The following is a 24,585-nucleotide window of genomic DNA, read 5'->3' as shown; positions in this document are numbered from 1 at the left end:
TGGTGACGGGGTTACAACATCCGGCAAATCAATTTACCGGATGATCATCTAGGCGAAATCAGCCGTAGATGAAAGTCGAGGAAGTACCGGCACCGCTAAACGAGGAGCTCGACAAATCAACCAGGCCGGTCAGTTTGACGAGCATATCTGCCGTACCATCATAAGCACCGTTGGTTTGGTCGCTGACCAAGTAGGTGTTACCGTCGTACTGGAACCACTTGATCAAACCATTTGAGCCACCGTTGCCAGCAGCAGCAAGGCCAACTGCTGCGGTCAGATCCGCTGCGCCGCTGACATCCACCTTGGTTTGGTAGAACACTTCATCACCCTTGTCCTTGAAGAGAATCTTCTCGCCCTTGGCCAGATCGGTAATCGTGGTCAGTACTGCTGCATGACCGAGTGCCTTGCTCACATCAAACGTATCCACACCTGCACCACCGGTCAGGGTACCGCCATTGATGGCTGCCTTCAGGGTATCGTTACCGGAGCCACCAATCAGGATGTCACCGATGGTGGCGGCGGTGCTGCCAGCAGCAGTGGTGTTGCCAGTCAGGGACAGGGTGCCGGTAAAAGCGCTACCGTCGATCTTGCTGCCAGTAGTTACGTTACCCGTGGCAGCCAATTTCAGCGACAAAGTCAGGTCCGAAGAGCCAGTCAGAGTCACAACGGAGTTATCAGCCGTAACCAACTCAGTGATGGTATTGGTGCTACCCGACACCTTGCCAGTCGAGCTCAAAGCAACAGTGTTAGCACCGTTCAGTACCAGTTTGGACACGGTGTGAGTACTAACATCTTGGTTATCCAGAGCCACCGAAGTGCTGGTCTCACCGGCCTTGTTGGTAACAGTCACCGTGCCCAGGTTGGTGCTGCTATCCAGGCTGTACTTGGTGGTGGACAAGGAGTTGGTGACGGTGCCGCTTACGCTACTACCTGCCACGGCAATCGCATTGATACCATTGGTTACCTTGGACAGGTCCACAGCCATGGTGCTGGCGCCAATACCCAACACTTCAAAGTTCTTGGCGGCATTGATGGCAGCATAGTTGTCGGAGGTCAACGAACTCGTTTCTTGCAGTACCAGGGTGTCAGTGCCTGCACCACCATCCAGCTTATCCGCCGCAGTCAGATAGCCAGCCTTGAACACCAGCTTGTCATTGCCCGAACCACCAGTGAAGGTCAGATTGTTGTCTGCACCAAGGCCGCTGGCATCAATGCTCACTTTGCCGGTGGCGCTGGCGGCATTGATGGTTTTCAGTGTGGTGATGCTCTCAACAATGGTGATGTCTTTGTCACCAGACAGGTTCAGCGTGGCCAGCGGGGCAGCGCTTGCAGTCAGAGAGATGTTGTTAATGGCAGAGGCCGAAGCAATGTTCAGCGTAGCCAAGGAAGCGCCTTGCACGTCCAGAGTACCAGCGGCACCTGCTTTGCCCATACCATTCAGGTTAACAGTAGCACTGGCTACCGATGCGCCATACTTAAAAGTATTGTTTTGAACCGTCGTGCCATTATCGTTGCTGACAGTCACAGCCTGGGTGCCTGCCAGCGTGTAAGTGCCAGCACCACCTTGCTGGTCAATGGTCACGGCGGTCACATCCGCATAGCCAGACAGATCAGCAGTCACTGCGCCGCCGCCATTGATGTACAGATTTTCCACGCTGGTCAGCGTAGCCATCGGAACGGCAGTGTCAGTAGTAGCCAAGTAAACTTTCAGGGTGTCATTGCCCAAGCCACCATTGACCACATCGACAACACTCAATTGCTTACCAGCAGCGGTGTTATCAGCAACAAACACATCGTTACCGTTGCTGCCAGTCAGGTTATCCATGCTGGTAGTCAGCGCAGTAGTGGTGATAGCTGCACCATTGCTCACAACAGTGGCGGTAATCTTGTTCACGCTATCGGTGTTCGGCACGGTCGAGGCATCGCTGGTCACGGCGGCAAGCCAAGCTTTCACAGCAGTCAGGCCAGTGCTGTTCACGCCAGCGTAGGCAACCACTTCAGCGGTGGTGTCCAACGCGGCGGTGAAAGCAGTAGCAGCAGCCACTTTGTTAGCAATGATGCTGGCGTCAGTGCTTTGCGCACCCTTGTTGATGGCATCAGCGATGTTGCCGATGGACAGCTTGCCTTGGTCCAGCTGGGTCACCCAGTAGGTCAGGCCAGCCACGTCCGGGGTGTGACCGAACAGGTTTTGATAAACAGCATTCACCAGTTGGGTGTTGTTCATGCCGGAGTACAGGCCCTTGTACTCGGTGGACTGGGCAAAGGTGTTCAGCAGGTCAGCGGTGCTGCCAGCGTAGGAGCTCCAGTAGGTCAGGCCAGCCACGTCGGCCGGACGGTTGAAGAAAGCCACGTAGGCGTTTTGGATCTGGGCAGTGGTCAAAGCCATTTGTTCACAACTCCTGAAAAATTCTCGGTAAAAAGGCGTCCGCTGTGTCACCGGAGACAAAACGAACACGCGCTCGCAAGGATGCAGGGCGTATGTTGGCAGCTTGTGGGTGACAAGGGTGTGATGTGCATCACATTTTCTTGCGGAATGTGCCTATGTTGCACAGACGCAACAGCCGGCATTTTATGGGGAGGGAATAGAGTGTCAAGCTTGCGCCTGTGGGTAGTTTTGTGGATAAGCGGTGGGGTATTTGTGGGCTTGGATTATTATCCATATAAATTATGAACTTGCATCAATAAAAGCAAACCTTGGCAGTGTTGGGGTTTTGGTCTTTTGCCATTTTGTTTTGCCAGCGTGCGGGCAGTCGGCAGAACAGCGCACGCGCGCCAGGTTAAGCGGCGCATGGGCGGAGTGTGCAACCGCCCCTATCGGCACCGGCTGGCCACGGCGCGGCACCCCCAGGCCGCCGCACAGGCCAGCGCAGGCGCGGCGCATGCCTGTGGCTACGCCAGCGGCTGATTTGCGTATTCTCCCGAATAGTCTATGCCCGTATCCCGTCCTATGCTGGGCACTTCGCCACTGCCGAAAGCCCAGCATGGATAGCCCTGATGACTACGACAGCCCGTGGAAAGAGGCTGTAGAGAGTTACTTTCCCGAGTTTATTGCGTTCTACTTTCCCGAAGCCAGCCGGCAAATAGACTGGGCGCGCGGCCATGTGTTTTTGGACCAAGAGCTGCGCGCCGTGGTGCAGGATGCTGAGCTGGGCAAGCGCTTTGTCGATAAGCTGGCCAAAGTAGCGCTGCGCGACGGCAGCGAGCGTTGGGTGTATGTGCATCTGGAAGTACAAGGCAGCGCCCAGGCGGAATTTGCTGAGCGGATGTTTGTCTATCATTACCGGCTGTTTGACCGCTACCGCCAGCCGGTTGCCAGCCTGGCGCTACTGGCAGATACCACTACCAGCTGGCGACCCAGCCAGTTTGGTTATCAGGCACTGGGTTGTTCGATCGAGTTGAACTTCCCTACGGCGAAATTGTTGGACTACGCTGCCCAGCAAGACCAGCTGTATCAAAACCCCAATCCATTTGCTTTGGTCACCTTGGCCCATTTGTTGACCCAAGCCACCCGCCAGGACATGAATGCCCGTTTCGCCGCCAAGTGGAAATTGGTGCAGTTGTTGTATCAAAGAGATTGGGATAAACAACAGGTAATTGACTTGTTCAGCGTGCTGGACTGGATGATGCGCCTGCCAGAACAGCTGAAACGTTCGCTGTGGCACAATATCGAAGTGCTTGAGGAGCAAGAGAAAATGCGTTACGTGACTTCTGTTGAGCAGATCGGGATTGAGAAGGGCCTTTTGCAGGGGATGCAGCAGGGGATAGCGCAAGGCATGCAACAAGGCATGCAGCGGGGTTTGATGAAGGGCCGTGCCGAAGGCGAGGCCTACGCGCTGCGCCGTCTGTTGCAAAAACGCTTCGGCCTGCTGTCGGAAGACGTGCTCGCCCGCCTGCAAGCCGCCAGCATCGACGAGCTGGAACTGTGGCTGGATCGGGCGTTGGACGCCGATAGTCTGGCTGGGGTGTTTGCCCAGTAATCCCTATTGTGTACGGGGTTTACGCACGGGCGGCCACTCCAGCCGCCCGTTTGCGTATTCCCCCGAATAGCCTATGCCCGTACCCAGTCCTATGCTGAGCGCTTCGCCACTGCCGAAAGCCCAGTATGGATAGCCCTGATGACTATGACAGCCCGTGGAAAGAAGCTGTCGAGAGTTACTTCCCTGAGTTTATTGAGTTCTACTTTCCCGACGCTCACCGGCAAATAGACTGGGCGTGCGGTTACCAATTTCTCGACCAAGAGTTGCGCGCCGTGGTGCAGGATGCTGAGCTGGGCAAGCGCTTTGTCGATAAATTGGCCAAAGTAGCGCTGCGCGACGGCAGCGAGCGTTGGGTGTACGTGCACCTGGAAGTACAAGGCAGTGCCCAGGCGGAATTTGCCGAGCGGATGTTTGTCTATAACTACCGCTTGTACGACCGTTACCGCCAGCCAGTGGCCAGCTTGGCGGTGTTGGCGGATAGCTCCGCCAATTGGCGGCCAAACCATTTTGGATTTGCGGTCTTGGGCTGCGAACATGAACTGCGCTTTCCGGCGGTGAAGCTGCTGGATTACACCAACCAGCAAGACCAGCTGTATCAAAATCCTAACCCCTTCGCCCTGGTCACCCTGGCCCATTTGTTGACCCAAGCCACCCGCCAGGACATGAACGCCCGCTTCGCCGCCAAGTGGAAATTGGTGCAGTTGTTGTATCAGCGTGGCTGGGATAAACAACAGGTGATTGATTTGTTCAGCGTGCTGGACTGGATGATGCGTCTACCAGAGCAGCTGAAACGTTCGCTGTGGCACAATATCGAAGTGCTTGAGGAGCAAGAGAAAATGCGTTACGTGACTTCTGTGGAGCAGATCGGGATTGAGAAGGGCCTGTTGCAGGGGATGCAGCAAGGCATGCAGCGGGGCCTGATGCAGGGCCGCTTAGAAGGCGAGCAAAGCGGCATCGCCAAGGGCGAGGCCTACGCGCTGCGCCGTCTGTTGCAAAAACGCTTCGGCCCGCTGTCTGAGGACGTGCTCGCCCGCTTGCAAGCCGCCAGCATTGATGAGTTGGAGCTGTGGCTGGATCGCGCCTTGGATGCCGACAGTCTGGCTGGGGTGTTTGCTCAGTAATCCCTTTGTGCACGGGCGGCCACGCCAGCCGCCCGTTTGCGTATCTTCGCGTATTGTTTACGCCCTTATCCGGTTTTAAGCTGAGCGCTTCGCCACCGCCGAAAGCCCAGTATGGATGCCCCAGACGACTACGACAGCCCGTGGAAAGAGGCTGTTGAAAGTTACTTTCCTGAGTTCATTGAGTTCTACTTTCCCGATGCTCACCGACAAATAGACTGGGCGCGCGGCCATGTGTTTTTGGATCAGGAACTGCGCGCCGTGGTGCAGGATGCTGAGCTGGGCAAGCGCTTTGTCGATAAGCTGGCCAAAGTAGCGCTGCGCGACGGCAGCGAGCGTTGGGTGTATGTGCATCTGGAAGTGCAGGGCAGCGCCCAGGCAGAATTTGCCGAGCGGATGTTTGTCTACAACTACCGCTTGTACGACCGCTACCGGCAACCGGTGGCCAGCTTGGCAGTATTAGCCGACACTACCGCCAATTGGCGGCCAAACCATTTTGGATTTGCGGTCTTGGGCTGCGAACATGAACTGCGCTTTCCGGCGGTGAAGCTGTTGGACTATGCCACCCATCAAGACCAGCTTTACACCAACCCCAACCCATTTGCCTTGGTGACTCTGGCCCATTTGTTGACCCAAACCACCCGCCAGGACATGAACGCCCGCTTCGCCGCCAAGTGGAAATTGGTGCAGTTGTTGTATCAGCGTGGCTGGGATAAACAACGGGTGATTGATTTGTTCAGCGTGCTGGACTGGATGATGCGTCTACCCGAGCAGCTGAAACGTTCGCTGTGGCACAATATCGAAGTGCTTGAGGAGCAAGAGAAAATGCGTTACGTGACTTCTGTGGAGCAGTTGTATAGCGAGAAGTGGATGCAGCAAGGCATGCAGCGGGGTTTGATGCAGGGCCGAGCCGAAGGCGAGGCCTACGCCCTACGCCGTCTGCTGCAAAAACGCTTCGGCCCGCTATCCGAAGATGTGCTCGCCCGCTTGCAAGCTGCCAGCATCGACGAGCTGGAATTATGGCTGGATCGCGCGCTGGACGCCGACAGTCTGGCCGGGGTGTTTGCCCAGTAACCACGTTGTCCACGGGCGGCGATTTAGCCGCCCGACCGCCAAACAGCCCGGTTCTCGGGCTGCAATTTCGTTCAATACCCGCTCCCTTGCCTGTTTATACACTGCCCGTCATCTGGATTGAGAAGGGGGCGGGGTATGTCGGGCAATCTTATTTGGGCGATGGCCACGTTTGCGCTGGCTGGGGCGATTTCGCCGGGGCCAGTGAATGTGCTGGCCACGGCAGTGGGTGCGCGCGCCGGGTTTGTGCGCGCCTTGCCGCATGTCACCGGCGCCAGCGTGTGTTATGTGTTGATCGTCTGGCTGTCCGGCGCCGGTTTGCAGCAGCTGTGGCGCGGCTGGCCGTGGTTGGGCGGCGCTTTGCCGTATGCGGGGGCCGGGTATTTGCTGTATCTGGCCGCGCGCATTGCCCTGGCGCCGGTGCGTGCGGAGGATGACGACAGCGCCGAGGCGCAGTCTGGCCTGTGGCGCGGCGCGCTGTGCCAGGGGCTGAACCCAAAAGCCTGGTGGGTGGCGATGTCGGGCGTGAGTGTGCTGGTGGGGGTGGGTGAAGGCCAGGCGCTACGGCTGATGTGGTTTTGTGCACTGTCCGGGGTGATTTGCTGGCTGTCGGTGGCCACCTGGGCCGGTTTGGGCCGGGTGTTGCGGCCTTGGCTGGCGCAGCCGGCGCGCCAAAGGGTGTTTAACTGGCTGATGGCGGCGGCGCTGTTGGCGGCGGTGGGGCCGTTGTTGTTGCCGGTATGAGCGCCGGGCCCGCCGTCACGTATGGATTTGGGAGCATGGTGATGATCGAAGCCGACCCTCATTTGAGCCTGCAACGCAGCGCGGCGCTGCCGTGGGTGGACATGCGCCGCGCCAACCGCTCGTCCGCCTGCTATCAAACCCACAGCCATGACGAGTTTTCTTTTGGCGTGATCGACAGCGGCCACGCCCGCTATCTGAACCACGGCCGTCAGCACCATATTGGGCCAGGCATGACGGTGTGGATCGACCCCGGCGTGGCGCACGCCTGCAATCCGGCGCTGGGCGCGTGGTCGTATCGCATGCTGTTTGTCGAGGCCGGCTGGATGGGTCGGCTGCAAGAAGAATTACCCGGCCTGCCGCATCAGGACTACACCCCGTTTGCCGCGCCGCACGGCGACGATCCGCGCGCCTGGGCGCAGTTCAACGCGCTGTACGCCAGCCTGAGCGAGCCGGGCGCGGCGCTGGCGGCAGAAAGCCAGCTGATTGCGTATTTGGCCGCGCATGGCTTTGCCCGCCTGGATGCCGCGCCGCCGATGCGCCCGGCCGATCCGGCCTTGCGTCAGGCGCACGCGCGCATCATGGATCAGCTGGCCGAGCCCTTGTCGCTGGGCGAGCTGGCGGCGGTGGCCGGGCTCAGCCGCTATCAGCTGATTCGCGGCTTTAAACACGCTTATGGGCAAACCCCGCACGCCTACCAGTTGGATCAGCGCATCAACCGCGCCAAACGCCTGCTCAAGCGCGGCGAGCGCATCGCCGACGTGGCGCTGCAACTGGGTTTTGCCGACCAGAGCCATTTTCAGCGGCACTTCAAACAACGGCTGGCCACCACGCCCTGGCATTATCAGCAGTGTTTGCGGCGGGCATAGCGACCCACGCTACGCCCCCAGTTGGGCCAGCAGCCGGTGCAAACCGTCGGTCAGTGCCTGCACCGAGCCGGCCATGTCCCAATCGTCCTCGCCGGGCTGCGCCACATTGGAAATCGCCCGCAGCTGCAAAAAGCGGACATTCTCCTGCAGGCAGACATGAAAAAATGCCGCACCTTCCATATTTTCAATGTCCACCGCCGCACTGTTCACAAACGGCGCCATCGCCGCATTCAATGACAGGCTGCGCGCCAGCTGAAAACCGCTGACAGCCTCAATATGCGGGCAGTGCAAGGTGTGGCGACGTTCAAAGTCCATGTCCAGCGGCAGCGCTGACAAATGGGCAAAGCCCTGTGGGGTGAAAAACCCCAGGTCGCCTTCCGCTTCAGATGCCACCAGGGCCACCTGACCCACCGACAGCGGCGCATGCGGGTACACCCCGGCAATCCCGGCCAGAATCAGCCAGTCCGGGCGTTCCTGGTGAATCAGCTTGCCCGTGGCGTAGGCGGTGGCGGTCAGCCCGACACCGGAAATCACGCTGCGCACCCTGGGGTGCTGAAACCGGCTGGCCTCGGTGGCGGTGGGAAACAAGACGGTGATGGTCATCGGAGAGTCCGCTGCATGCGCAAAACCGCATTGTACGAAACCTGGAGTCACTGGGGCAGGCTGCCGCAGTGATCTGACTGCTTGCCCTGTCAAAATGGAGAGATCAGCATGAAAAATTTGACGCCATATATATTGACCTACCTTCACTTGCGCTTTATGGCCGCCAAAGCGGCCAAAGCCATAGGAGCTGAAGGGGATATTCACAATATCAATGTGAGAAAGATGCAATCGACTTGGGATAAGAGCAGTGGCTATAGCCCGCAAATGCTGATTTCCAAGACCCGTGATACCATGGAACTTGCCGCCTGTGGTGCTCTCTTGAACTTAGTAGGGGCGGGCAGCATAGCCGCCTGCATCGCCATGCTTTTGTTGGCCAAACATCAGAAAGCCCGTTACCTTGGCCTTCCTGAGCACTCCAATCAAAGTCCGCCCAAATAACCCCCGCCCAACTCACGCCCGATATGTGCGTCTGCGCATATCGGGCACTGCCACGCAAGTTTGTCAGCCTGCGCCCTGCTCCTACACTCAAATCTCGCTCAGCACCTCGTCCATCGGCAAGCGCGACTTGGGCAGGGCGGCGTTAAAGTCATCCGCCGCGCGATAGCCCAGCGCCACCAGCGCCACGGCGGTAAAGCCCTTGCCGCGCAGGTCCAGCGCATCGTTCAGCAGTTTCACGTCAAAGCCTTCAATCGGGCAGGCATCGATTTCCAGCGCGGCGGCGCCCAGCAGCAGCGTGCCCAGCGCCAGATAAACCTGTTTTTCCATCCAGTGCTGGGCGTCTTTCAGGTCAAAGCGGTGCATATTGGCAAAGTAGGTGCGGCCGTTGTTCTGGCCGGCCTTGGCCTCGGGCGTGGCAAAGCGGCCGTCTTGCTCTTCCTGCGCCAGCAGGCGCGCCAGATGGGCATCGGTCATCTCGCTGCGCGCGCACAGCACCACCACATGCGAGGCGTTTTGCACCTTGGCGGCGTTGAACACATAAAACCCGCTGGTGGACTCGGCCACCTTGGCCTTGCCGGCCTCAGTGCTGGCCAGCACAAAGTGCCAGGGCTGCGAATTGGTGGACGACGGGCTGTAGCGCAGCAGAGTTTTCAGCTGCTCGATCTGCGCGGCCGGAATCTTGCGGCTGGGGTCGAAGGCTTTGCTGGTGTAGCGGGTGGTGGCGATGCGGGCGATGTCCATGGCGGGCCTCTCACGAAATGGCAAATTGACAACAAAAAACACGACCCTCAGTGTGCCCGCTTTTACTTTGCAGATAAACTTGCCAATCAGCAATTTACTTTCAACAGGAAATTGACAATGCGCGGCCTGCAAGACCTGCAAATCCTGGTGCGCACCGCCGAGCGCGGCAGCGTCTCCGCCGCTGCGCGCGAGCTGGGCGTGTCGCCCGCCGTGGCCAGCCTGGCCATCAAGCGGCTGGAAGACGAGCTGGGCTGTGTGCTGTGCCTGCGCTCCACCCGCAGCCTGCGGCTGACCCAGCACGGCGAACGCTTTGTCGCCCACGCCCGCCAGATGCTGGCCAGCTATCAGCAAGCGCTGGCCGAGCTGCACCCACAGGCCGCGCCGCTGCGCGAAGTGCTGCACCTGTCGATGCCGTCCGACTTTGGCCGCAACCTGGCGCTGGGCTGGCTGGACGACTTTCAGCGCGCCCACCCGCATGTGCAGCTGCGCCTGAGCCTGTCTGACCGGCTGGCTGATATGTACCGCGAGCCGGTGGACCTGGCCATCCGCTTTGGCCTGCCGCCGGATTCCAATCTGGTGGCGCTGCCGCTGGCCGAATGCCGGCGCGTGCTGTGCGCCGCGCCCAGCTACCTGGCCCGCCACGGCGCGCCGGGCTGCCCGCAGGCGCTGGCCGAGCATAACTGCCTGTGTTTTACCGTCGGCGAACGCCTGCATAACCGCTGGCGCTTTTGGCGCGACGGCGGCGAGTGGGTGCAGCAAGTGGCCGGCGACCGCAGCGCTGACGACGCCGACGTGGTGCGCCGCTGGGCGGTGGCCGGCCACGGCCTGGTGTATAAATCCCAGCTTGACCTTGCCCCCGACCTGGCCGCCGGCCGGCTGCTGCGGGTATGCCCGGAATGGCAAGGCGAACCCGCGCCGCTTTACCTGCTGTGCGCCGACCGCCGCCAACTCTCGCCCACCGTGCGACAGCTGCGCGAATTTTTGCGCGAACGCTGCCTGGCGCTGCTGGCGGGGCGGGCCGCCACCGACAGCATGGCTGACAAGCAGGGTTAATCCCCCTACACCAAAGTCCGGGACAACGCCTGGCCCACGGTATTGGCCGCCTCAATCAACGCCGCTGGCGACAAATGCGCGTAACGCATGGTCACCTTCGGGTCGTGATGGCCCAGCAAGCGCTGCACCTCATACAAAGAACGCCCGGAATTCACCAAGAAACTGGCAAAAGAATGCCGCAAATCATGCATGCGCACCTCAGCCAGCCCGGCGCGCCGACGGGCGGCATCCCAGCTCGCAAACAGCGTGGCCCACGGCAGGCGAGTGCGTGGATTGAAAAACACCCAAGGCATGTCTGGCTGACGCTGCACACCCTGCAACACCTCCATCGCCGCATCGGACAATGGAACATGCCTTTTCTTACCCGATTTGGATAAAGGCACGGTCAACAAGCGCCGCTCCATATCCACATGCTCCCAACGCGCGTCCAACACCTCCCGCTTGCGCGCCCCAGTAAACAGCAACAAGCGGATAATCTGCCCTATCTGCGGCTGCGGCGAACGATCCAGCTCGGCAAACAAGCGCTGCACCTCGTCCGGCGACAAATACCGCTCGCGCGCACCTCGGTCTTCAAACAGCGGCACATTGGCGCAGGGATTATTCTTTTCCAGCACTTCCCAGCGAATGGCGCAATTGAATACATATTTAATAAGCACCAGCACCCGATTACACGTCCCTGCCGCATAGCCGCCCTGGCGCAGCGTCTCGTGCATGGTCAGCACATCGTGGCGGCTGATCTCATCCAGCCGCTTATTGCCCATCCACGGCAACACATGCAGGCGCAACAACACCTCATCCAGCGCCCAACTGCGCTTGCGCGACTGCACATAGGGCAGATAGCGGCTGGCCACAAACTCCGCCAGCGTAGGCAACGCCACCACAGGCCGCACCACCTCTTGCGGCGCCTGCCCAGCATCCACCCGCTCGCGCATCTGCAAGGCGCGCACCCGCGCCTGCGCCAGCGGCAACTCGGGGTAAGCGCCAATCCGCTGCTGACGCACCACTCCGCCCGCATCCCGGTAGCGAAAATACCAAGTTGCCCCACCGCTGGCGCGATGCTCCAGCATGAAGCCCTTGGTTTCTGTATCAAAATAATTCACCGAACCTCGTCTTGGCACGCGCAACGGCAGCCCAGCCAATAATTCGGAAGTCAGCGCACAACTTGGCATTGCATTTCCCTTCACCACAAAAATCCAGCTTCGCCCATACGGCCATCGCCTCGCCACATATAATGGCAAAAACTATATATTGACCGTCCATGATTCATCTCCAGATAAAATGAGCAAGGGGAAATGCAGATTTAAATCTATCGCAGGAAGAGGGTATTTTCCAGCTCGGCAACAAAATATTGCTCGCCCCGAAAAATCAAAACCAGTAGGAAACCAGTAGGAAGAAACCCTGCCCGCGCACTTTACTACAGCGCGGCGCAGAATAAAGCAAAAGCAGGGTATTGACAAGCCGGAAGAGAAAACCAATAAGCCAATAGAATCTAATTAGGCAGGTAAATAGTAAGAATCCCGGATTTTATTTAAATAGGATTTACACAACACCTTGAAAACAAAGGAAAAGATGCCTTGCAAACTTTCAGGAGTTGTGAAGATGGCCTTGACCACCGCCCAAATTCAAAATGCCTACGTGGCTTTCTTTAACCGTCCGGCCGATGTCGAAGGCCTGAACTACTGGCTGGCCTACACCGGCAACTCTGCCGAGCTGCTGAATACCTTTGCTCAGTCTGCCGAGTACAAGTCACTGTACTCTGGCATGAACAACACCCAACTGGTGAACGCAGTATACCAAAACCTGTTCGGCCATGCCCCCGACATCGAAGGTCTGAACTACTGGGTGAACCAGCTCACCCAAGGCAAGCTGGCCATCGGCAACATCGCTGACGCCATCAACAAGGGCGCCCAAGGCACCGACGCCACCATCATCACCAACAAAGTCGCCGCTGCCGGCGCCTTTACCACCGCACTGGACACCACCGCTGAAGTGCTGGCCTACGCTGGCGTGAGCAGCACGGGCCTGGAAGCAGTGAAAGCCTGGCTGGCCGCCGTGACCAGCGATGCCGCCACCGTGCCGAATACCGACAGCGTCACCAAAATCATCACCACCGTGCAAAACAACGTGGCCGCCAGCGGCTCCACCATTACCCTGACCACGGGCGTGGACAACCTGACCGGCACCGCTGGCAACGATACTTTCCTGGGCAGCGTTGGCTCCCCGACTACTTTGAGCACTGCCGACCAACTGGATGGTGGCGCAGGCACCGACACCCTGAAGATTTATGGCGGCGCTACTGTGCCGCTGGGTCTGAAAAACATCGAAGTGCTGGATTATGTCAATCCGGGTAACACAGTGAGCATCGATATTTCCGCCCTGACCGGTGTAACCAAGCTGGCAGTGGAAGATGCCAGTGGTGGCGTGAGCCTGACCACGGGCAAAGGCGTTGCTGTATCGCTGGCTACCGCAGCGGGCGCTGCCGCTGGAGCGGGTACAGTTTGGACTGCCGACAACACCGAAACCTCGGTCAACCTGAACCTGAACGGCTTCCAATACAAAAAAGGTATTACGCCGACCGGCCTCACGGTTAATGGCACCGCCACCACCACCGTCAACATCTCCTCCACCGGCAACAGCAACAAGATCGGCACCCTGGACGTAGGCTCCGCAGTGACCAAACTGGTGGCCAGCGGCGATAAAAGCCTGAGCTTCACCCTGGCTGGTACCGATGTCCCGAACCTGGATAGCCTGGACAGCAGCGCGATGACGGCTGGTGGCGTCAGCGCCAATCTGAGCAACGCTACGCTGAAAGCTGGCTTCACTTTTGCCGGTGGCGCAGGTGATGATGTGCTGACCTTCGCCAATGATCAACTGGGCGCCTTTACCTCTGGCGCACAACTGGACGGCGGCGCAGGCACCGACAAAGTGGTGATCAGCGACACGGCTTTGACCGCTGCTGAATACAAGGCGCTGAATGACCTGAAAAACTTTGAAGTGCTGGGCATGAACGCCAGCGCAACAGCGCTGACCGTAGATGCCAGCAAGCTGACCAGCATCAAGACCTTCTCGTTTGATGGCAATGGCGCGCAAAGCGTCACCAATATGGCAACCGGCAGCACTGCCTGGATCACTGGCGACCACTCCAACAACATCACCATGGCATCGGCGGCTGGCGTGAGCGACCTGGCTTTGAAAATTGGTGGCGCCACCAGCACGGGCCTGACCGTTGGCGGCACGCTGAGCATCGGCCAAACTACCGTGGCACTGGCATCCAATGGCGATGGCACTGGCACCAACACCATCACCACCCTTGGCAATGCCGACAACTCGGCTTACACCATCACCGGCTCTAACGACCTGACCATCACCAACGCCCTGGCTGGCACGGCGATTGGCTCCAAGGTTGATGCCTCGGCATTCACCGGCAAACTGACGGTGACTGGTTCTACCAAGTCCGATATTCTGATTGGTGGCGCAGGTAATGATGTGATCAATGGCGGCGACATCACCGGCGCTGGTACAGTTACACCCGCAGTCACCGAAAACGCAGCAGTCACCTTCTCCGCGCTGTCCAATGGCCAAACCGTGACCCTGGGCAGTCTCACCTTTACTGCTGGCTCCGCTGGCGCCAGTGCGGCACAAGTGGCGGCCTTCTTTGCTGGGCAAGCAGCAAATGGCACTGGGACGACGATTGCGGCAGCGGGTTCGTTCAGCAATACTTTGTCGTCCTCATGGACTACGGTTGCGGCTACCTCTACGTCGGTGACTTTCACGGGTGCTAACAATGGTGACCTTACCCCTTTGACGACAAGTGGCACCGGTGTCTCTGTAGGGACTCCGAGTGATGGCACCGCAGGCAGCAAAGAGACAGTTGTCGTGAGTTTTAGCAACCTCACAGCCGGCCAAAGTTTCACCATTGATGGCCTCACCTTCACCGCTGGCGCCAACGGCGCCACTGCTGAACAAGTAACCGCTGCTTTTACCGGTTTGTCGGCTAGCTCCACTGGCGGCACCGTGCCGACTGTTGGCGCTGGCGGTGGCAACCTGACGAACTGGACCACGGGTAATGTGACGGGCGGTAATGCAGTCACCTTTACCAGCACCACGGCGAACACCGATGTGGGCGACTTGACAAAAACTGGTTCTGGCACGGCAACAGTAGCGAGCGGTGGTAGTTATCACCAAGGCACCGCCGGCGCCGCTGGCACCGCCGCCTCGCTGGACACCCTCACCGGTAACGGCGGCAGCGACACGTTCAAGTTCTCGTCGGCAGACCTGGATGGCAAAGCTGGTGTTGTCACTGCGGTCATTACCGATTTCAAGAGCGGTGTGGACAAGATCCAAGTGACTGGCGGCGCAGATGCCGGAGCAGGCTCGACGACCAACTTTGTCAAGGCAACGGCTGTGGCTGCTGATCTGACCACGCTGTTGACTGCCGCAAGTGGGGTGTTGAACGGCACTGTGGACTACTATGTTGGCCAAGTGGGTTCCGATGCGTACCTGGTGACGGATGCTGATGGTGCATCTTCGGGCGGCTACACCAACGTCATCAAGCTCACTGGCGTGGCGCTGGATGGTATTGTGGCAGCGGATCTGATCGCCTAAAGCCCGGCCCAGGTGCTAAACAGCGCCTTAGCCAGCTTTGAACCCCACCCCGCATCTGCGGGGTGGGGTTTTTCACAGTCGCCCACCCATATTTCAGGCACCATGCCCCCTTGACACAGGAGCACCCCACATGGCCTCACCATACTTCTCAGCATCCAATAGCGATACCCGTGCAAGCAACAACCCCCTGATTGCCGCCTTGCTGTCTGGCGATCAATGGGGCAGCACCACCGGGCAAGGCGTGCAACTGAGTTACAGCTTTGCCTGGAAAGACGGACAATCCGCAGTATTCAGCGGCTATGACGGCTCACGGTATGGAAATTATTCTTCTACGGACGAAGCAAATGCGCAAACACGCTTTGGCTTGAACACCACCCAGCAAGACGCCTTTCGGGCAGCCTTGCAAAGTTGGTCCAATGTCGCCAATCTGCGTTTTAACGAGCTGAGCGAAACCAGCACTCAAGTGGGGGATATCCGGGTAGCCTGGACTTCGGCGGAGAATAATCTGGATGATGGTTCCCCATCGTGGGGTTGGGCTTATTATCCCGGCAGTTGGCCCAGTGCTGGGGATGTGTGGCTCTCCACCCGAATTTCGTCCTCGTATAACGATTCCTGGGCAGCGGGCGATTATAATTTCGAGGCTTTGATTCATGAGCTTGGCCATGCATTGGGCCTGAAGCACCCTTTCTCGTCGCCCACCCTGCCGGCCAATCTGGAAAACCGTCTGTACACGGTGATGTCGTACAGCAATCCTGCCAAGGATATTTACCCAGAGGCAGGCTATGTAAACGGCAAATATACCTGGCTGCAATACCGTATATGCCCAGAAACCCCGATGGTGTTGGACATCGCCGCCATGCAGTATCTGTATGGCGCCAATATGCAATACCACAGCGGCGATGACCGCTACGAGTTTGACCCGACACAGCCCTTTTTCAAGACGCTCTGGGATGCCGGCGGCGAGGATACCCTATCTGCCAGCCGCTATACCCTGGATTGTGTACTGGATTTAACGCCAGGGCATTATTCCAGCCTGCGGATTGCGCCAGCCGCCAATACGGGTGGCACCATACCCACCTATGATGGGACAGATGCACTGGGGATTGCCTATGGCTGCATTATCGAGAACGCAGAAGGCGGTAGCGGCAACGATACGCTGGAGGGCAATAGCGCCAATAATCGGTTGGATGGCAATGATGGGACGGATACCGCCCGGCTGCATGGTAAGCTGAGTGATTACGAGATTGCCTATGATAAAGCGCAATCTGCTTTTATTTTACAGGATAAAACCAGTGGTCGTGATGGTAAGGACACGCTGCTGGATATCGAGATTTTTCAGTTCAGCGATGTCAGCAAAACCGCCGAGCAACTGATACAGCTGACCGGCAGCGCCCTCAGCAGTGGCGTGCAGCGCACCGGCAGCGCCAATGCGGATAATTTGAAAGGCAGCGTACTGGCCGATACATTGCTGGGCCTGGCTGGCAACGATACCTTATCTGGCCTGGGCGGTGGTGATACGCTGAATGGCGGCGATGGCTTGGATACTGTGGTTTACCTGGGCGCCAGCAGTGGGTTTCAGGTTAAACGGGGCAGCAGTGAGGTATTGGTCAGCGAAAATGGTGTGCAAGACCATTTGCTGCAAGTCGAGCGCATTCAATTCAGCGATAAAACCCTGGCGCTGGATATTGATGCCACAGCAGGCAAGGCTTATCGGGTGTATCAAGCGGCATTCAATCGCACCCCGGATACAGGTGGACTGAAATACTGGATCAGCAAAATGGATGGCGGGCTGACGCTGGATGGCGTGGCATCTGGCTTTATTGCCAGCCAGGAGTTCAAAACGCTGTATGGCAGCGCCCCCAGCACGCAGACGTTTGTGTCTAAATTGTATTCCAATGTATTGCACCGCGCGCCAGATGTCAGCGGTTATGACTATTGGGTGAAGCTATTGGAACAGGGCAAGATCAGCAAGGTGGTGGCCTTGGCACAGTTTTCTGAGTCACCCGAAAACCAGGTGGGTGTGGCCGGAGCCATTCAGGATGGGATTTGGCTGTAACGACCGTAATAATAAGGGACAGACCACAGTTTTCTGCGGCATCCTTCAGGCGGCATCCTTCAGGCGGCAGCGGTCGGGCCGAGGGCGGCAGGGGCGCTGATAGCAGCCATTCCTGCCGAGCGGCTGGCCTTTGTCTTCCGCAGTCTGGTTTGGCTGGTGAAGCTGGGGGTGCTGCGGGTATGCTTGGACGAGAAAGATAGCAATGACTACAATGAAGTCATTGCTATCAATCAGGAGGCGCTCCTATGGCAGTCTTGACGATTCGTAATGTGGATGATGCCATCAAGCAGTCGCTACGTATTCGTGCCGCACAGCATGGGGTGTCGATGGAAGAGGAGGCCCGCCGCATTCTGCGTGAAGCCTTGGTCCGCGTATCCCAACCGCAACCTTTAGGACAGCGGCTGAAGCAACGCTTTGCCGAGGTGGCCGATGCGGATTTTGAACTTCCCTCGCGCCAGATCTCGCGCACGCCGCCCAATTGGGATGACACGCCGTGAATCTTCTCGACACCAATGTGCTGTCCGAATTCATGCGCCCCCAGCCCGCCGAAGCGGTGACGGTATGGTTGGATCGCCTTCACCCTGAACGGGTGTGGACCAGCGCCATCAGCCGTGCCGAAATCGCGCTCGGGCTGGCACTGATGCCCGCCGGCAAGCGCCAGGCAGCGCTGGCGCTGGCGGCACAAGCGATGTTTGAGGAAGACTTTGCGGGGCGCTGCCTGCCTTTCGATGAGCATGCGGCGCTGCACTACGCCGCTATCGTCGCGCAGCGCACGCATGTGGGCCGCCCCATCAGCACCGAAGATGCCCAGATCGCCGCCATTGCGCTCGCGCACGACGTGACCCTGGCTACGCGTAATGTGTCTGACTTCGAAGGGATTGACGGTTTGCAGATCATCAATCCGTGGCTGACAAACCCATGAACATACTCTTTACCCACCAGAACTTCCCCTAAAAATAGGGGACAGACCCCGATTATTCGGTAAAGTCCCCTATCCCCCAGTGCACCAGGGGCCAGCCCTTCAACCCCATCCCGTCACCAGCGGGGTGGGGGTTTTCCTTGGCGGGGGGTGCAGTGCTCAATCAACCCCGCTCACCCCTTGGCAGGCGCGTGACATATTCGGTGTCCTTTGGGCGAAGGGATTGTCCCATCTATCGGTTTAGTGGAAAAGATCAGACCATGACGCTCTGGCGCACAAAGTCACGCATCGGGCATGATGGCGCATCTCGCACTATTCACAGGACCCCACGCCATGCCGCTCACATCGTGGCGGGAAAATCTCTCATCGCCCACCCTGATGCGGGCCAGGCAAGCTTTGTTGGCGCAGCAGGCGGTGAGCGTGCTGGTGTGTGACACCGAGCAGTGTCAGGCGCGGGTGCAAGATGGCCAGCACAGTTATCGGGTCACGCTGGCGGAACAGAGCACATGCGAGTGCGGGACAGACAATCAGGGCGGCTGCGCGCATATGGCCCTGGCAGCAACACAGTGCCGCCGGGCTGACCGCGCCGCGCAAAGCCAGCAAAACCATCTCACCCCAGGCCAGCGCCGGGCCCTTGCGCACACGCCTGGAACAACACTCCAGCGCCGAACTGGCGCAATTGCTGGACACCTTGTGCCAGACCTATCACCGGCGGCGCAACTTGATGCTCCTACTGAATCAAGCGTTTTGAGCCAGCAGGGTTTGCTGAGCGGCGCTTAACGCAGCTGCGGCGGCACATCCGCCAGCCGCGCGTGCAGCTCGGCATGGGCGGCGAGGTCGGCCGGGCGGTATTTCACCGTGGTGCTGGCCGGGTCGTTGGCCAGGCAGTTGCCGTTTTTCCAGTTGCGCGCCGGCCGAATCGGGCGCGGGGCAAAGCCGCCGCCGCAGTTGGGGCAGACATTGCCCAGAATGGTTTCGGCGCATTCCGCACAAAACGTGCATTCATACGAGCAGATGCGCGCGTTCAGCGCGTCGGGCGGCAGCGGGGTGTTGCAGTGTTCGCAGGTGGGGCGCAGTTCCAGCATGGCGGGCTCTCGGCAGCAAAAGAAAACATCAGCAGCATAGCCCGGCTGTTTCGCCCCACGCCATGCCAGCCGCGGACAACAGGCGGACGGTTTGCGCCAATAGGTAAAAAAGCCCCGGATGGATGTCCGGGGCTTTTTTACCGCAGCGAGTGGATTACAACGCCTTGCGCACTGGCGGTTTGGCGGTCAGGGCTTCCAGCGCCGCCACCATGTCCGGGGCGGGCTCGATCGGCTCCTGACGCTGACCCTGGCTGACCATCACACTGAGCACCGCCACCGTGTCGGTGGCCAGTTCCAGCACAGCCTGCGGCGACAGCGGGCGGGTCAGTGCGCTGGCCAGAGCAGCGGCCAGGCTGGCCATGGCGCTGACGCCAGCCTCGCTGGCGTTGTGGCCCAGCTCATCAGCGGCGGCAACAAAACCGGGGCCGATGCCCTGGGTGCGCGCGGCGCGGCATTCTTGCACCATGCGCTGCACCCGGCCTTGCGCCACCACCAGGAAGGCGGCCAGATCAATGGCCGGATCGGGGCGTGGCTCGGAAGGCTCGGCGTCCAGCGAGGCAAAAAACGCCGCCAGTTGCGCCGGCCCCAGTGGGGTGACTTCCGGCGCAGGCGCGGCCGGCTCTGCCGGCGTGTCGGCGGAGGCCGCATCCGCCTCAGCGCTCGGGGCGGTCGGCGGCGGGGTTTCTTCCACTGGCTCGATGCGTTCCAGCAGCGCTTCCAGCGTGCCGGCGCGCAACAACGGGATGTCGTCCACCGCAATGCTGTTGGGGAAGGCCGGGGCCATGGCGGGCTCAGCCAGCGCCTGGGCCACGGTGGGGAAGCCACTGCCCAGCGCCTGACGCAGGTGCGGGATGTCTTCCAGCGAGATGCTGTGCGACAGCGCCTCAGCGGCGGGTGGCACATCCGCGGGCTCGGCACTTGCCGGTGTGTCTTCCACCGGAGGCGCTTCGACGACATCAGGCTTGGCAGCGACAGCAGCATCGTCCAGCGCGGTCGTGGCCGGGGCAGGCTCGGCATCGCTGGTGGCCAGCGGAGCAGGCTCGTCGGCGCTGCCCAGTTCCGGCAGCACGTCAAACCCCGGCAGCAAGGCGGCTTCTTCGTCGGCAGGCCAGTGGGTCACCACATCCGGCGCAGGGGCGGCAGGCTCGATGATTTCGGCGTCGGGTTCTGGCGTGGCCAGCGGGGCCTCCTTGGCCAGCCGGGCCAGCTCTTCCAGCGGCGGTTGTGTCCAGTCGTCGTCTTCGGGCAAGACTTCGGCATCGACAGCCGGGATGCTGATGACGGTGGCCAGCCGGGCTTCGTCTTCTTCGCCCAGCGGGCGCTCGGCCAGCCAGCCAGCCAGACTCTCACCTTCTTCGGCGTCAGCCAGCGGCTGTTCCGGGGTGTCGGCCACGACGTCGGTTTCCGGTTCGGGCTCGATGTCCGGTGCGTGTGCCAGCGCGGCAGCCAGCGCCTCAGGCGAAGGTTCGTCTTCCAGCACATCGGTCAATGCCGGAAGCTCGGCCAGCATTTCAGCCAGATCCACATCACCGGCAGCCAGATCGGCAGCGGCCTGTTCGTGCGGCAGCACCTGGGCCGGCCATGCCATTTCTGCTGGCGGCAACTCGGCCAGGTTCTCATCACCCTCATCCATGGCAGGCAGATCCACCGGCGCATCCATTCGCTCAGCCGGGTGGTCAGCTTCGGGGGCGGGGTCGGGCAACACGGCCGGCTCGACAATGGCCGTGGCCTGCGGGACGGTGTCTGGCGACGTGTCAGGGGTATCAACTACGGCACTGTCCACGCTGGGTTCAACAGCCGGTTCTGCCGGCATATCGTCGTCAACAACAGGCACCATCGGCGCAGGCGGGCCAGCACGCAGTTCACGGCTCAGCATCTGCACCGCGGCACGCTGGGTGGTGCTGGGATGCGGCAAGCTGATCAGCGTATCACTCAGCAATTCCAGGGCGCGGCTGACGGCGTCGGCCGTCCATGGGGACGGGCCAGAAATCGGCAGGCTGTCGGCCAACTCAATCACCGCGTCCAGCAAGCCGGGCAGGCCGGTGGCCGACAGCCCAGTCAGGCGCTGGCTCAGGGTATCCAGGCCACGGCGGAAGGTGCGGAATGGCATTGAGCTGCCTTGCACAATCGCCAGCCAGTTGCCTTCCAGCGACTGCGCCAGCATGGACAGCACATCGCCATCCGGCGCAGGCGGCACCGCCACGGGAACCGGCGGCGGAGCAGTCACCGCAGGGGCTGGCGTATCGTCGTGCAGTGCCTCCAGCACCGGCGGCGGGGTCAGCGGCAGATCCAGCTCCAGCATGTCTTCGGCAGCGGCCGGAGCCGGCACGCGGGCATCAGCATCCAGCAACAAGGGGGTTGGCTCGCGATCGTCGTCCGGGTCCGTGGCCAGCGACAGCACCGGGGCAGATTCAATGCTGTCGGCTTCCAGCAGCGGGGCGGCGTCCTGCTCCGCTAGGGGAGCCTCGTCCACGACCAGCGCGGGCTCATCCAGCAGCATGGCATCCAGATCCAGTGTCAATTCACTGGCTGGCATGGCATCGCTGAGGCCGGCCGTCACCGGGTCGCGCGGTTCATCCGCCATCAGCATGGCGTCCAGATCCAGTTCTGCGGCAGCAGGCGCCAGCACCTCGTCGGGCACCGACACGGCATCGGCGCTGGCCATCAGCATGGCTTCCAGATCAAGGCTCACCTCAGCCAGAGGCTCGGCCACGGCCTCCAGCACCGGAGCATCCACCGCCAGCACCTCATCCGATGGCTCAGGCTGGGCCGCCGATGGCAATTCCGCCATCAACAGCGCATCCAGATCAAGTTCCAGCATATCGCCAGCGTCTTCAGCAGGTTCGGCCGGCAGCATGGCGTCGCTTGGGGGAAGCCCGGCATCCTGCGCCACCCAATCGGCCTCGACGGCTTCAATCACTTTTTCAGCCAGCGGCGCTGCCGGGGTTTCACCCAGCAGCATCGCATCCAGGTCCAGCGTCAGCGCATCGTCCGATACCACTGGCTCGGCAGCCGGGTCGGCAGCTTCGGCCGTGTCTTCCACCAGCGACGCCGCCGGAGCATCGCCCATCAGCATCGCATCCAGGTCCAGCGTCAGCGCATCATCCGATACCACTGGCTCGGCAGCCGGTTCGGCAGCTTCAGTCGTGTCTTCCACCAGCGGCGCCGCCGGAGCATCACCCATCAGCATCGCATCCAGGTCCAGCGTCAGCGCATCGTCCGATGCCACTGGCTCAGCGACCGGTTCAGCAGCTTCAGTCGTGTCTTCCACCGGCGGCAACGCAGCTGGAGCATCGCCCATCAGCATCGCGTCCAGATCCAGCGTCAGCATGTCCGTTTCTGGCGGTACGGCAGCCTGGGGGCTGACCGGTTCGACATCCGGCAACGCGGCGGCGGGCGGAGGCGTGTCGTCGGCGGTGTCATCCAGCGGCGCATCCAGAACCGGGGCCAGTGCTTCGGCCATCAGCATGGCGTCCAGGTCCAGGCTCAGGGCTTGATCAATGTTTTCCGCGACAGGCGGATCAAGTTCATCGGCCAAGGTTTCCAGGGCGGCCAGCGCCTCGGCTTCGCTATCGTCCAGGGCCGTCACGGCGCTCAGATCTGCCGGCGGCAGCACAGGCGCCTCGGCTTCGGCCACGGCGTCGAGTTGTGGTGCAGCTTCTACCGGACTGGCGTCCAGCAGCATGGCATCCAGATCAAAATCCAGTGCATCGTCCAGTGCGCTCACTTCGTGGGGGGTGGCCAGCGGGTCGTGCTCTGCTGCCAGCACGCCATCGTCCGCCGGACGTGTCATCAGGGTGGGCGGCACGGTTTCTGCCTGCAACAGGCTGTCCAGATCATCCGCCAGTTGGGCCAGATCGGCCGAGGTGCGGTCTTGGCTGGCCGGTTCATCCTGTACCGAAGGCGGCGTCAGGCGGGCTTCCAGCGCGGCCAGATGGGCTTCAATCTGCTCGCTATCGCCCTCGGCCAGTTGGGCGGTATCCATCACCACCGGAGGCTCGGCTACCGGGGCGCTGGATTCGCGGCTGGCAAACTGGCTGAGCAGGGCCTCTTCAAAGGCAAAATCCAGTCCATCGGCCTCATCAGCGACTTCCGGCAGCGGTGCGCTGCTCGCTGGCGCGGCCGGGGCTTCGGGCACCGGCAACACAGGAGGCATCTCGCGCTGGCGATCACGTTCAGCACTGGCCAGCAGCTCGCCAACAAAAGCGTCCAGTTCTTCACTGGCCGGCAAGGCCGGCGCAGCTTCATCAGCTGGCGCCAGCTCTTGCGCCAGCACCGGCGGCGCGTCGATCTGGCGGTCGTGCTCGGCACTGGCCAGTAACTCACCGACAAAAGCGTCTAGTTCTTCACTGGCCGGCAGGGTAGGCGCTGCTTCATCAGCGGGAGCCAGTTCTTGCGCCAGCACTGGCGATGCGTCGATCTGGCGATCGTGCTCGGCACTGGCCAGCAGTTCGCCAACAAAAGCGTCCAGTTCTTCGCTGGCCGGCAGGGTAGGCGCTGCTTCATCAGCGGGAGCCAGCTCTTGCGCCAGCACCGGCGGTGCGTCGATCTGGCGATCGTGCTCAGCACTGGCCAGCAACTCACCGACAAAAGCGTCCAGTTCTTCACTGGCGGGCAGAACGGGCGCGGCCGTCACGGTGTCGGCGGGCGGCAAATCAGCGGCAGAAGGCTCGCTCACTGGCGCGGGCTTCAGTGGAGGCGCAGCAGGTGCCGCACTGCGCGCACGCGCCGGCTTGCCCTTGCGGAAGATGCGCGCAAAGGCTGCTTCTTCTCGCGCCAGCAGGGCCTGCATGTCCACGCTGGCCGGATTGGCAGGCGAGCGGGTGGGCAAGCCTTCAGCAGGGGTGAGTTCTGTGAGTTCAATATCCACATCCAGCGAGATCGGTTGCGGACGGGAGGAAGGCGAGGAAGGAGTCGTCATGACAGGCGCTGCGCTTCAGGTGACGGGGCAAAAAGCCGATGCGCCATGATACTGAATTGCGCCTGCTTACGGTAGCGGCAATGCAGGGCGCATGCGGCAATTATATTGCAACGCATCATGGCGCCCCGGCACTGACAAGAGTTCCATTCGGATCAGGGGGTGCTTCATGCGACACACCACCCGGCAAACGGCTTGGTAAATCCATCTGGCGCAGCGGAGCCGCCTTGCCTACCCGCGCCAGGTGGATGGGCGCTTTTTAGAGCCGCTAGCAAAACTCAGCGAAGCGGCCCTGGCTAGTAGCCAGTCACCATGATCTGAACAGATAATAGGCACAGCCGCTGCATACAGGACAGCACAACCCCGCTGAGGAAATCACCATGCCCGCCAT

The 24,585-nt window shown here is 60.5% G+C and carries 18 protein-coding genes; 11 read left to right on the top strand and 7 right to left on the bottom strand.

Annotation, left to right across the window (positions count from 1 at the left end; genetic code table 11):
* Window positions 1–58 precede the first annotated feature (58 nt).
* The gene (locus tag DFR34_RS10410) at window positions 59–2,386 is read right to left on the bottom strand and encodes a DUF4214 domain-containing protein (protein ID WP_110391093.1); all 2,328 of its coding nucleotides are present in this window, start codon (window positions 2,384–2,386) and stop codon (window positions 59–61) included.
* A gap of 595 nt (window positions 2,387–2,981) precedes the next feature.
* Here DFR34_RS10410 and DFR34_RS10405 point away from each other — a divergent pair.
* The 5 genes from DFR34_RS10405 (at window position 2,982) to DFR34_RS10385 (ending at window position 7,776) form a co-directional block, all read left to right on the top strand.
* Window positions 2,982–3,977 (top strand): RpnC/YadD family protein, encoded by a 996-nt coding sequence (locus tag DFR34_RS10405; protein ID WP_110391092.1) that lies wholly within the window; start codon window positions 2,982–2,984, stop codon window positions 3,975–3,977.
* Window positions 3,978–4,102: 125 nt separating this feature from the next.
* Entirely contained in the window at window positions 4,103–5,098 is a 996-nt protein-coding gene (locus DFR34_RS10400; protein WP_110391091.1) for an RpnC/YadD family protein, read from the top strand.
* A gap of 111 nt (window positions 5,099–5,209) precedes the next feature.
* Window positions 5,210–6,169 carry a DUF4351 domain-containing protein gene (locus DFR34_RS10395; protein ID WP_110391090.1) on the top strand — a complete coding sequence of 320 codons (960 nt, stop codon included), beginning with the start codon at window positions 5,210–5,212 and terminating at the stop codon, window positions 6,167–6,169.
* Between the two features lie 135 nt (window positions 6,170–6,304).
* Complete coding sequence (locus tag DFR34_RS10390) at window positions 6,305–6,910, top strand: LysE family translocator (RefSeq protein ID WP_110391089.1); 606 nt, start codon at window positions 6,305–6,307, stop codon at window positions 6,908–6,910.
* A gap of 35 nt (window positions 6,911–6,945) precedes the next feature.
* A complete protein-coding gene (locus DFR34_RS10385; RefSeq protein WP_245906866.1) occupies window positions 6,946–7,776 on the top strand; it encodes an AraC family transcriptional regulator in 831 nt (276 codons plus the stop codon).
* Window positions 7,777–7,785: 9 nt separating this feature from the next.
* Here the strand turns inward: DFR34_RS10385 and DFR34_RS10380 are convergent, their stop codons facing one another.
* Window positions 7,786–8,379: a phosphorylase family protein gene (locus DFR34_RS10380; RefSeq protein WP_110391088.1), complete on the bottom strand. Its 594-nt coding sequence runs from the start codon at window positions 8,377–8,379 to the stop codon at window positions 7,786–7,788.
* Between the two features lie 108 nt (window positions 8,380–8,487).
* Here DFR34_RS10380 and DFR34_RS10375 point away from each other — a divergent pair, with 108 nt between their 5' ends.
* A complete protein-coding gene (locus tag DFR34_RS10375) occupies window positions 8,488–8,817 on the top strand; it encodes a hypothetical protein (protein WP_110391087.1) in 330 nt (109 codons plus the stop codon).
* Between the two features lie 87 nt (window positions 8,818–8,904).
* On the opposite strand, the gene nfsB is transcribed toward DFR34_RS10375, so the two are convergent.
* Complete coding sequence (nfsB, locus tag DFR34_RS10370) at window positions 8,905–9,558, bottom strand: oxygen-insensitive NAD(P)H nitroreductase (RefSeq protein WP_110391086.1); 654 nt, start codon at window positions 9,556–9,558, stop codon at window positions 8,905–8,907.
* 117 nt (window positions 9,559–9,675) lie between these two features.
* Between nfsB and DFR34_RS10365 the strand changes: the two genes are divergently transcribed.
* The gene (locus DFR34_RS10365; protein ID WP_110391085.1) at window positions 9,676–10,611 is read left to right on the top strand and encodes a LysR family transcriptional regulator; all 936 of its coding nucleotides are present in this window, start codon (window positions 9,676–9,678) and stop codon (window positions 10,609–10,611) included.
* Between the two features lie 5 nt (window positions 10,612–10,616).
* On the opposite strand, the gene DFR34_RS10360 is transcribed toward DFR34_RS10365, so the two are convergent.
* Window positions 10,617–11,711, bottom strand: coding sequence for a site-specific integrase (locus DFR34_RS10360; RefSeq protein WP_158281794.1), 1,095 nt, complete (start codon window positions 11,709–11,711; stop codon window positions 10,617–10,619).
* Entirely contained in the window at window positions 11,698–11,871 is a 174-nt protein-coding gene (locus DFR34_RS17135) for a hypothetical protein (protein WP_158281793.1), read from the bottom strand. The genes DFR34_RS10360 and DFR34_RS17135 overlap by 14 nt, the downstream gene beginning before the upstream one ends.
* Window positions 11,872–12,210: 339 nt before the next feature.
* Here DFR34_RS17135 and DFR34_RS10355 point away from each other — a divergent pair, with 339 nt between their 5' ends.
* The 4 genes from DFR34_RS10355 to DFR34_RS10340 all read left to right on the top strand — a co-directional run bounded on the left by DFR34_RS10355 (window position 12,211) and on the right by DFR34_RS10340 (window position 18,194).
* Window positions 12,211–15,216, top strand: a complete 3,006-nt coding sequence (locus DFR34_RS10355; protein ID WP_158281792.1) for a DUF4214 domain-containing protein — start codon at window positions 12,211–12,213, stop codon at window positions 15,214–15,216.
* Between the two features lie 37 nt (window positions 15,217–15,253).
* The gene (locus DFR34_RS10350) at window positions 15,254–17,272 is read left to right on the top strand and encodes a DUF4214 domain-containing protein (RefSeq protein WP_146215119.1); all 2,019 of its coding nucleotides are present in this window, start codon (window positions 15,254–15,256) and stop codon (window positions 17,270–17,272) included.
* 245 nt (window positions 17,273–17,517) lie between these two features.
* A complete protein-coding gene (locus DFR34_RS10345) occupies window positions 17,518–17,769 on the top strand; it encodes a FitA-like ribbon-helix-helix domain-containing protein (RefSeq protein ID WP_110391081.1) in 252 nt (83 codons plus the stop codon).
* A complete protein-coding gene (locus tag DFR34_RS10340; protein ID WP_110391080.1) occupies window positions 17,766–18,194 on the top strand; it encodes a type II toxin-antitoxin system VapC family toxin in 429 nt (142 codons plus the stop codon). The genes DFR34_RS10345 and DFR34_RS10340 overlap by 4 nt, the downstream gene beginning before the upstream one ends.
* Before the next feature lie 773 nt (window positions 18,195–18,967).
* Here DFR34_RS10340 and DFR34_RS10335 read toward each other — a convergent pair.
* Together DFR34_RS10335 and DFR34_RS10330 are read right to left on the bottom strand one after the other, a co-directional pair.
* The gene (locus tag DFR34_RS10335; RefSeq protein ID WP_110391079.1) at window positions 18,968–19,276 is read right to left on the bottom strand and encodes a DUF1272 domain-containing protein; all 309 of its coding nucleotides are present in this window, start codon (window positions 19,274–19,276) and stop codon (window positions 18,968–18,970) included.
* 154 nt (window positions 19,277–19,430) lie between these two features.
* A complete protein-coding gene (locus DFR34_RS10330; RefSeq protein ID WP_146215118.1) occupies window positions 19,431–24,197 on the bottom strand; it encodes a hypothetical protein in 4,767 nt (1,588 codons plus the stop codon).
* Window positions 24,198–24,585 lie beyond the last annotated feature (388 nt).

The organism is Rivihabitans pingtungensis, assembly GCF_003201855.1.
Lineage (GTDB): Bacteria > Pseudomonadota > Gammaproteobacteria > Burkholderiales > Aquaspirillaceae > Rivihabitans > Rivihabitans pingtungensis.
Note: the sequence above shows the minus strand (reverse complement) of the source record. Positions and strands in the feature narration are given on the sequence as shown.

Excerpts from the sequence above, each read along its gene's own strand:
- DFR34_RS10405 (WP_110391092.1), top strand. The coding sequence starts at position 2,982 with ATGGATAGCCCTGATGACTACGACAGCCCGTGGAAAGAGGCTGTAGAG.
- DFR34_RS10410 (WP_110391093.1), bottom strand. The coding sequence starts at position 2,386 with ATGGCTTTGACCACTGCCCAGATCCAAAACGCCTACGTGGCTTTCTTC.
- DFR34_RS10380 (WP_110391088.1), bottom strand. The coding sequence starts at position 8,379 with ATGACCATCACCGTCTTGTTTCCCACCGCCACCGAGGCCAGCCGGTTT.
- DFR34_RS17135 (WP_158281793.1), bottom strand. The coding sequence starts at position 11,871 with ATGGACGGTCAATATATAGTTTTTGCCATTATATGTGGCGAGGCGATG.
- DFR34_RS10365 (WP_110391085.1), top strand. The coding sequence starts at position 9,676 with ATGCGCGGCCTGCAAGACCTGCAAATCCTGGTGCGCACCGCCGAGCGC.
- DFR34_RS10375 (WP_110391087.1), top strand. The coding sequence starts at position 8,488 with ATGAAAAATTTGACGCCATATATATTGACCTACCTTCACTTGCGCTTT.
- DFR34_RS10345 (WP_110391081.1), top strand. The coding sequence starts at position 17,518 with ATGGCAGTCTTGACGATTCGTAATGTGGATGATGCCATCAAGCAGTCG.
- DFR34_RS10355 (WP_158281792.1), top strand. The coding sequence starts at position 12,211 with ATGGCCTTGACCACCGCCCAAATTCAAAATGCCTACGTGGCTTTCTTT.
- DFR34_RS10335 (WP_110391079.1), bottom strand. The coding sequence starts at position 19,276 with ATGCTGGAACTGCGCCCCACCTGCGAACACTGCAACACCCCGCTGCCG.
- DFR34_RS10395 (WP_110391090.1), top strand. The coding sequence starts at position 5,210 with ATGGATGCCCCAGACGACTACGACAGCCCGTGGAAAGAGGCTGTTGAA.
- DFR34_RS10390 (WP_110391089.1), top strand. The coding sequence starts at position 6,305 with ATGTCGGGCAATCTTATTTGGGCGATGGCCACGTTTGCGCTGGCTGGG.
- DFR34_RS10385 (WP_245906866.1), top strand. The coding sequence starts at position 6,946 with ATGGTGATGATCGAAGCCGACCCTCATTTGAGCCTGCAACGCAGCGCG.
- DFR34_RS10330 (WP_146215118.1), bottom strand. The coding sequence starts at position 24,197 with ATGACGACTCCTTCCTCGCCTTCCTCCCGTCCGCAACCGATCTCGCTG.
- nfsB (WP_110391086.1), bottom strand. The coding sequence starts at position 9,558 with ATGGACATCGCCCGCATCGCCACCACCCGCTACACCAGCAAAGCCTTC.
- DFR34_RS10400 (WP_110391091.1), top strand. The coding sequence starts at position 4,103 with ATGGATAGCCCTGATGACTATGACAGCCCGTGGAAAGAAGCTGTCGAG.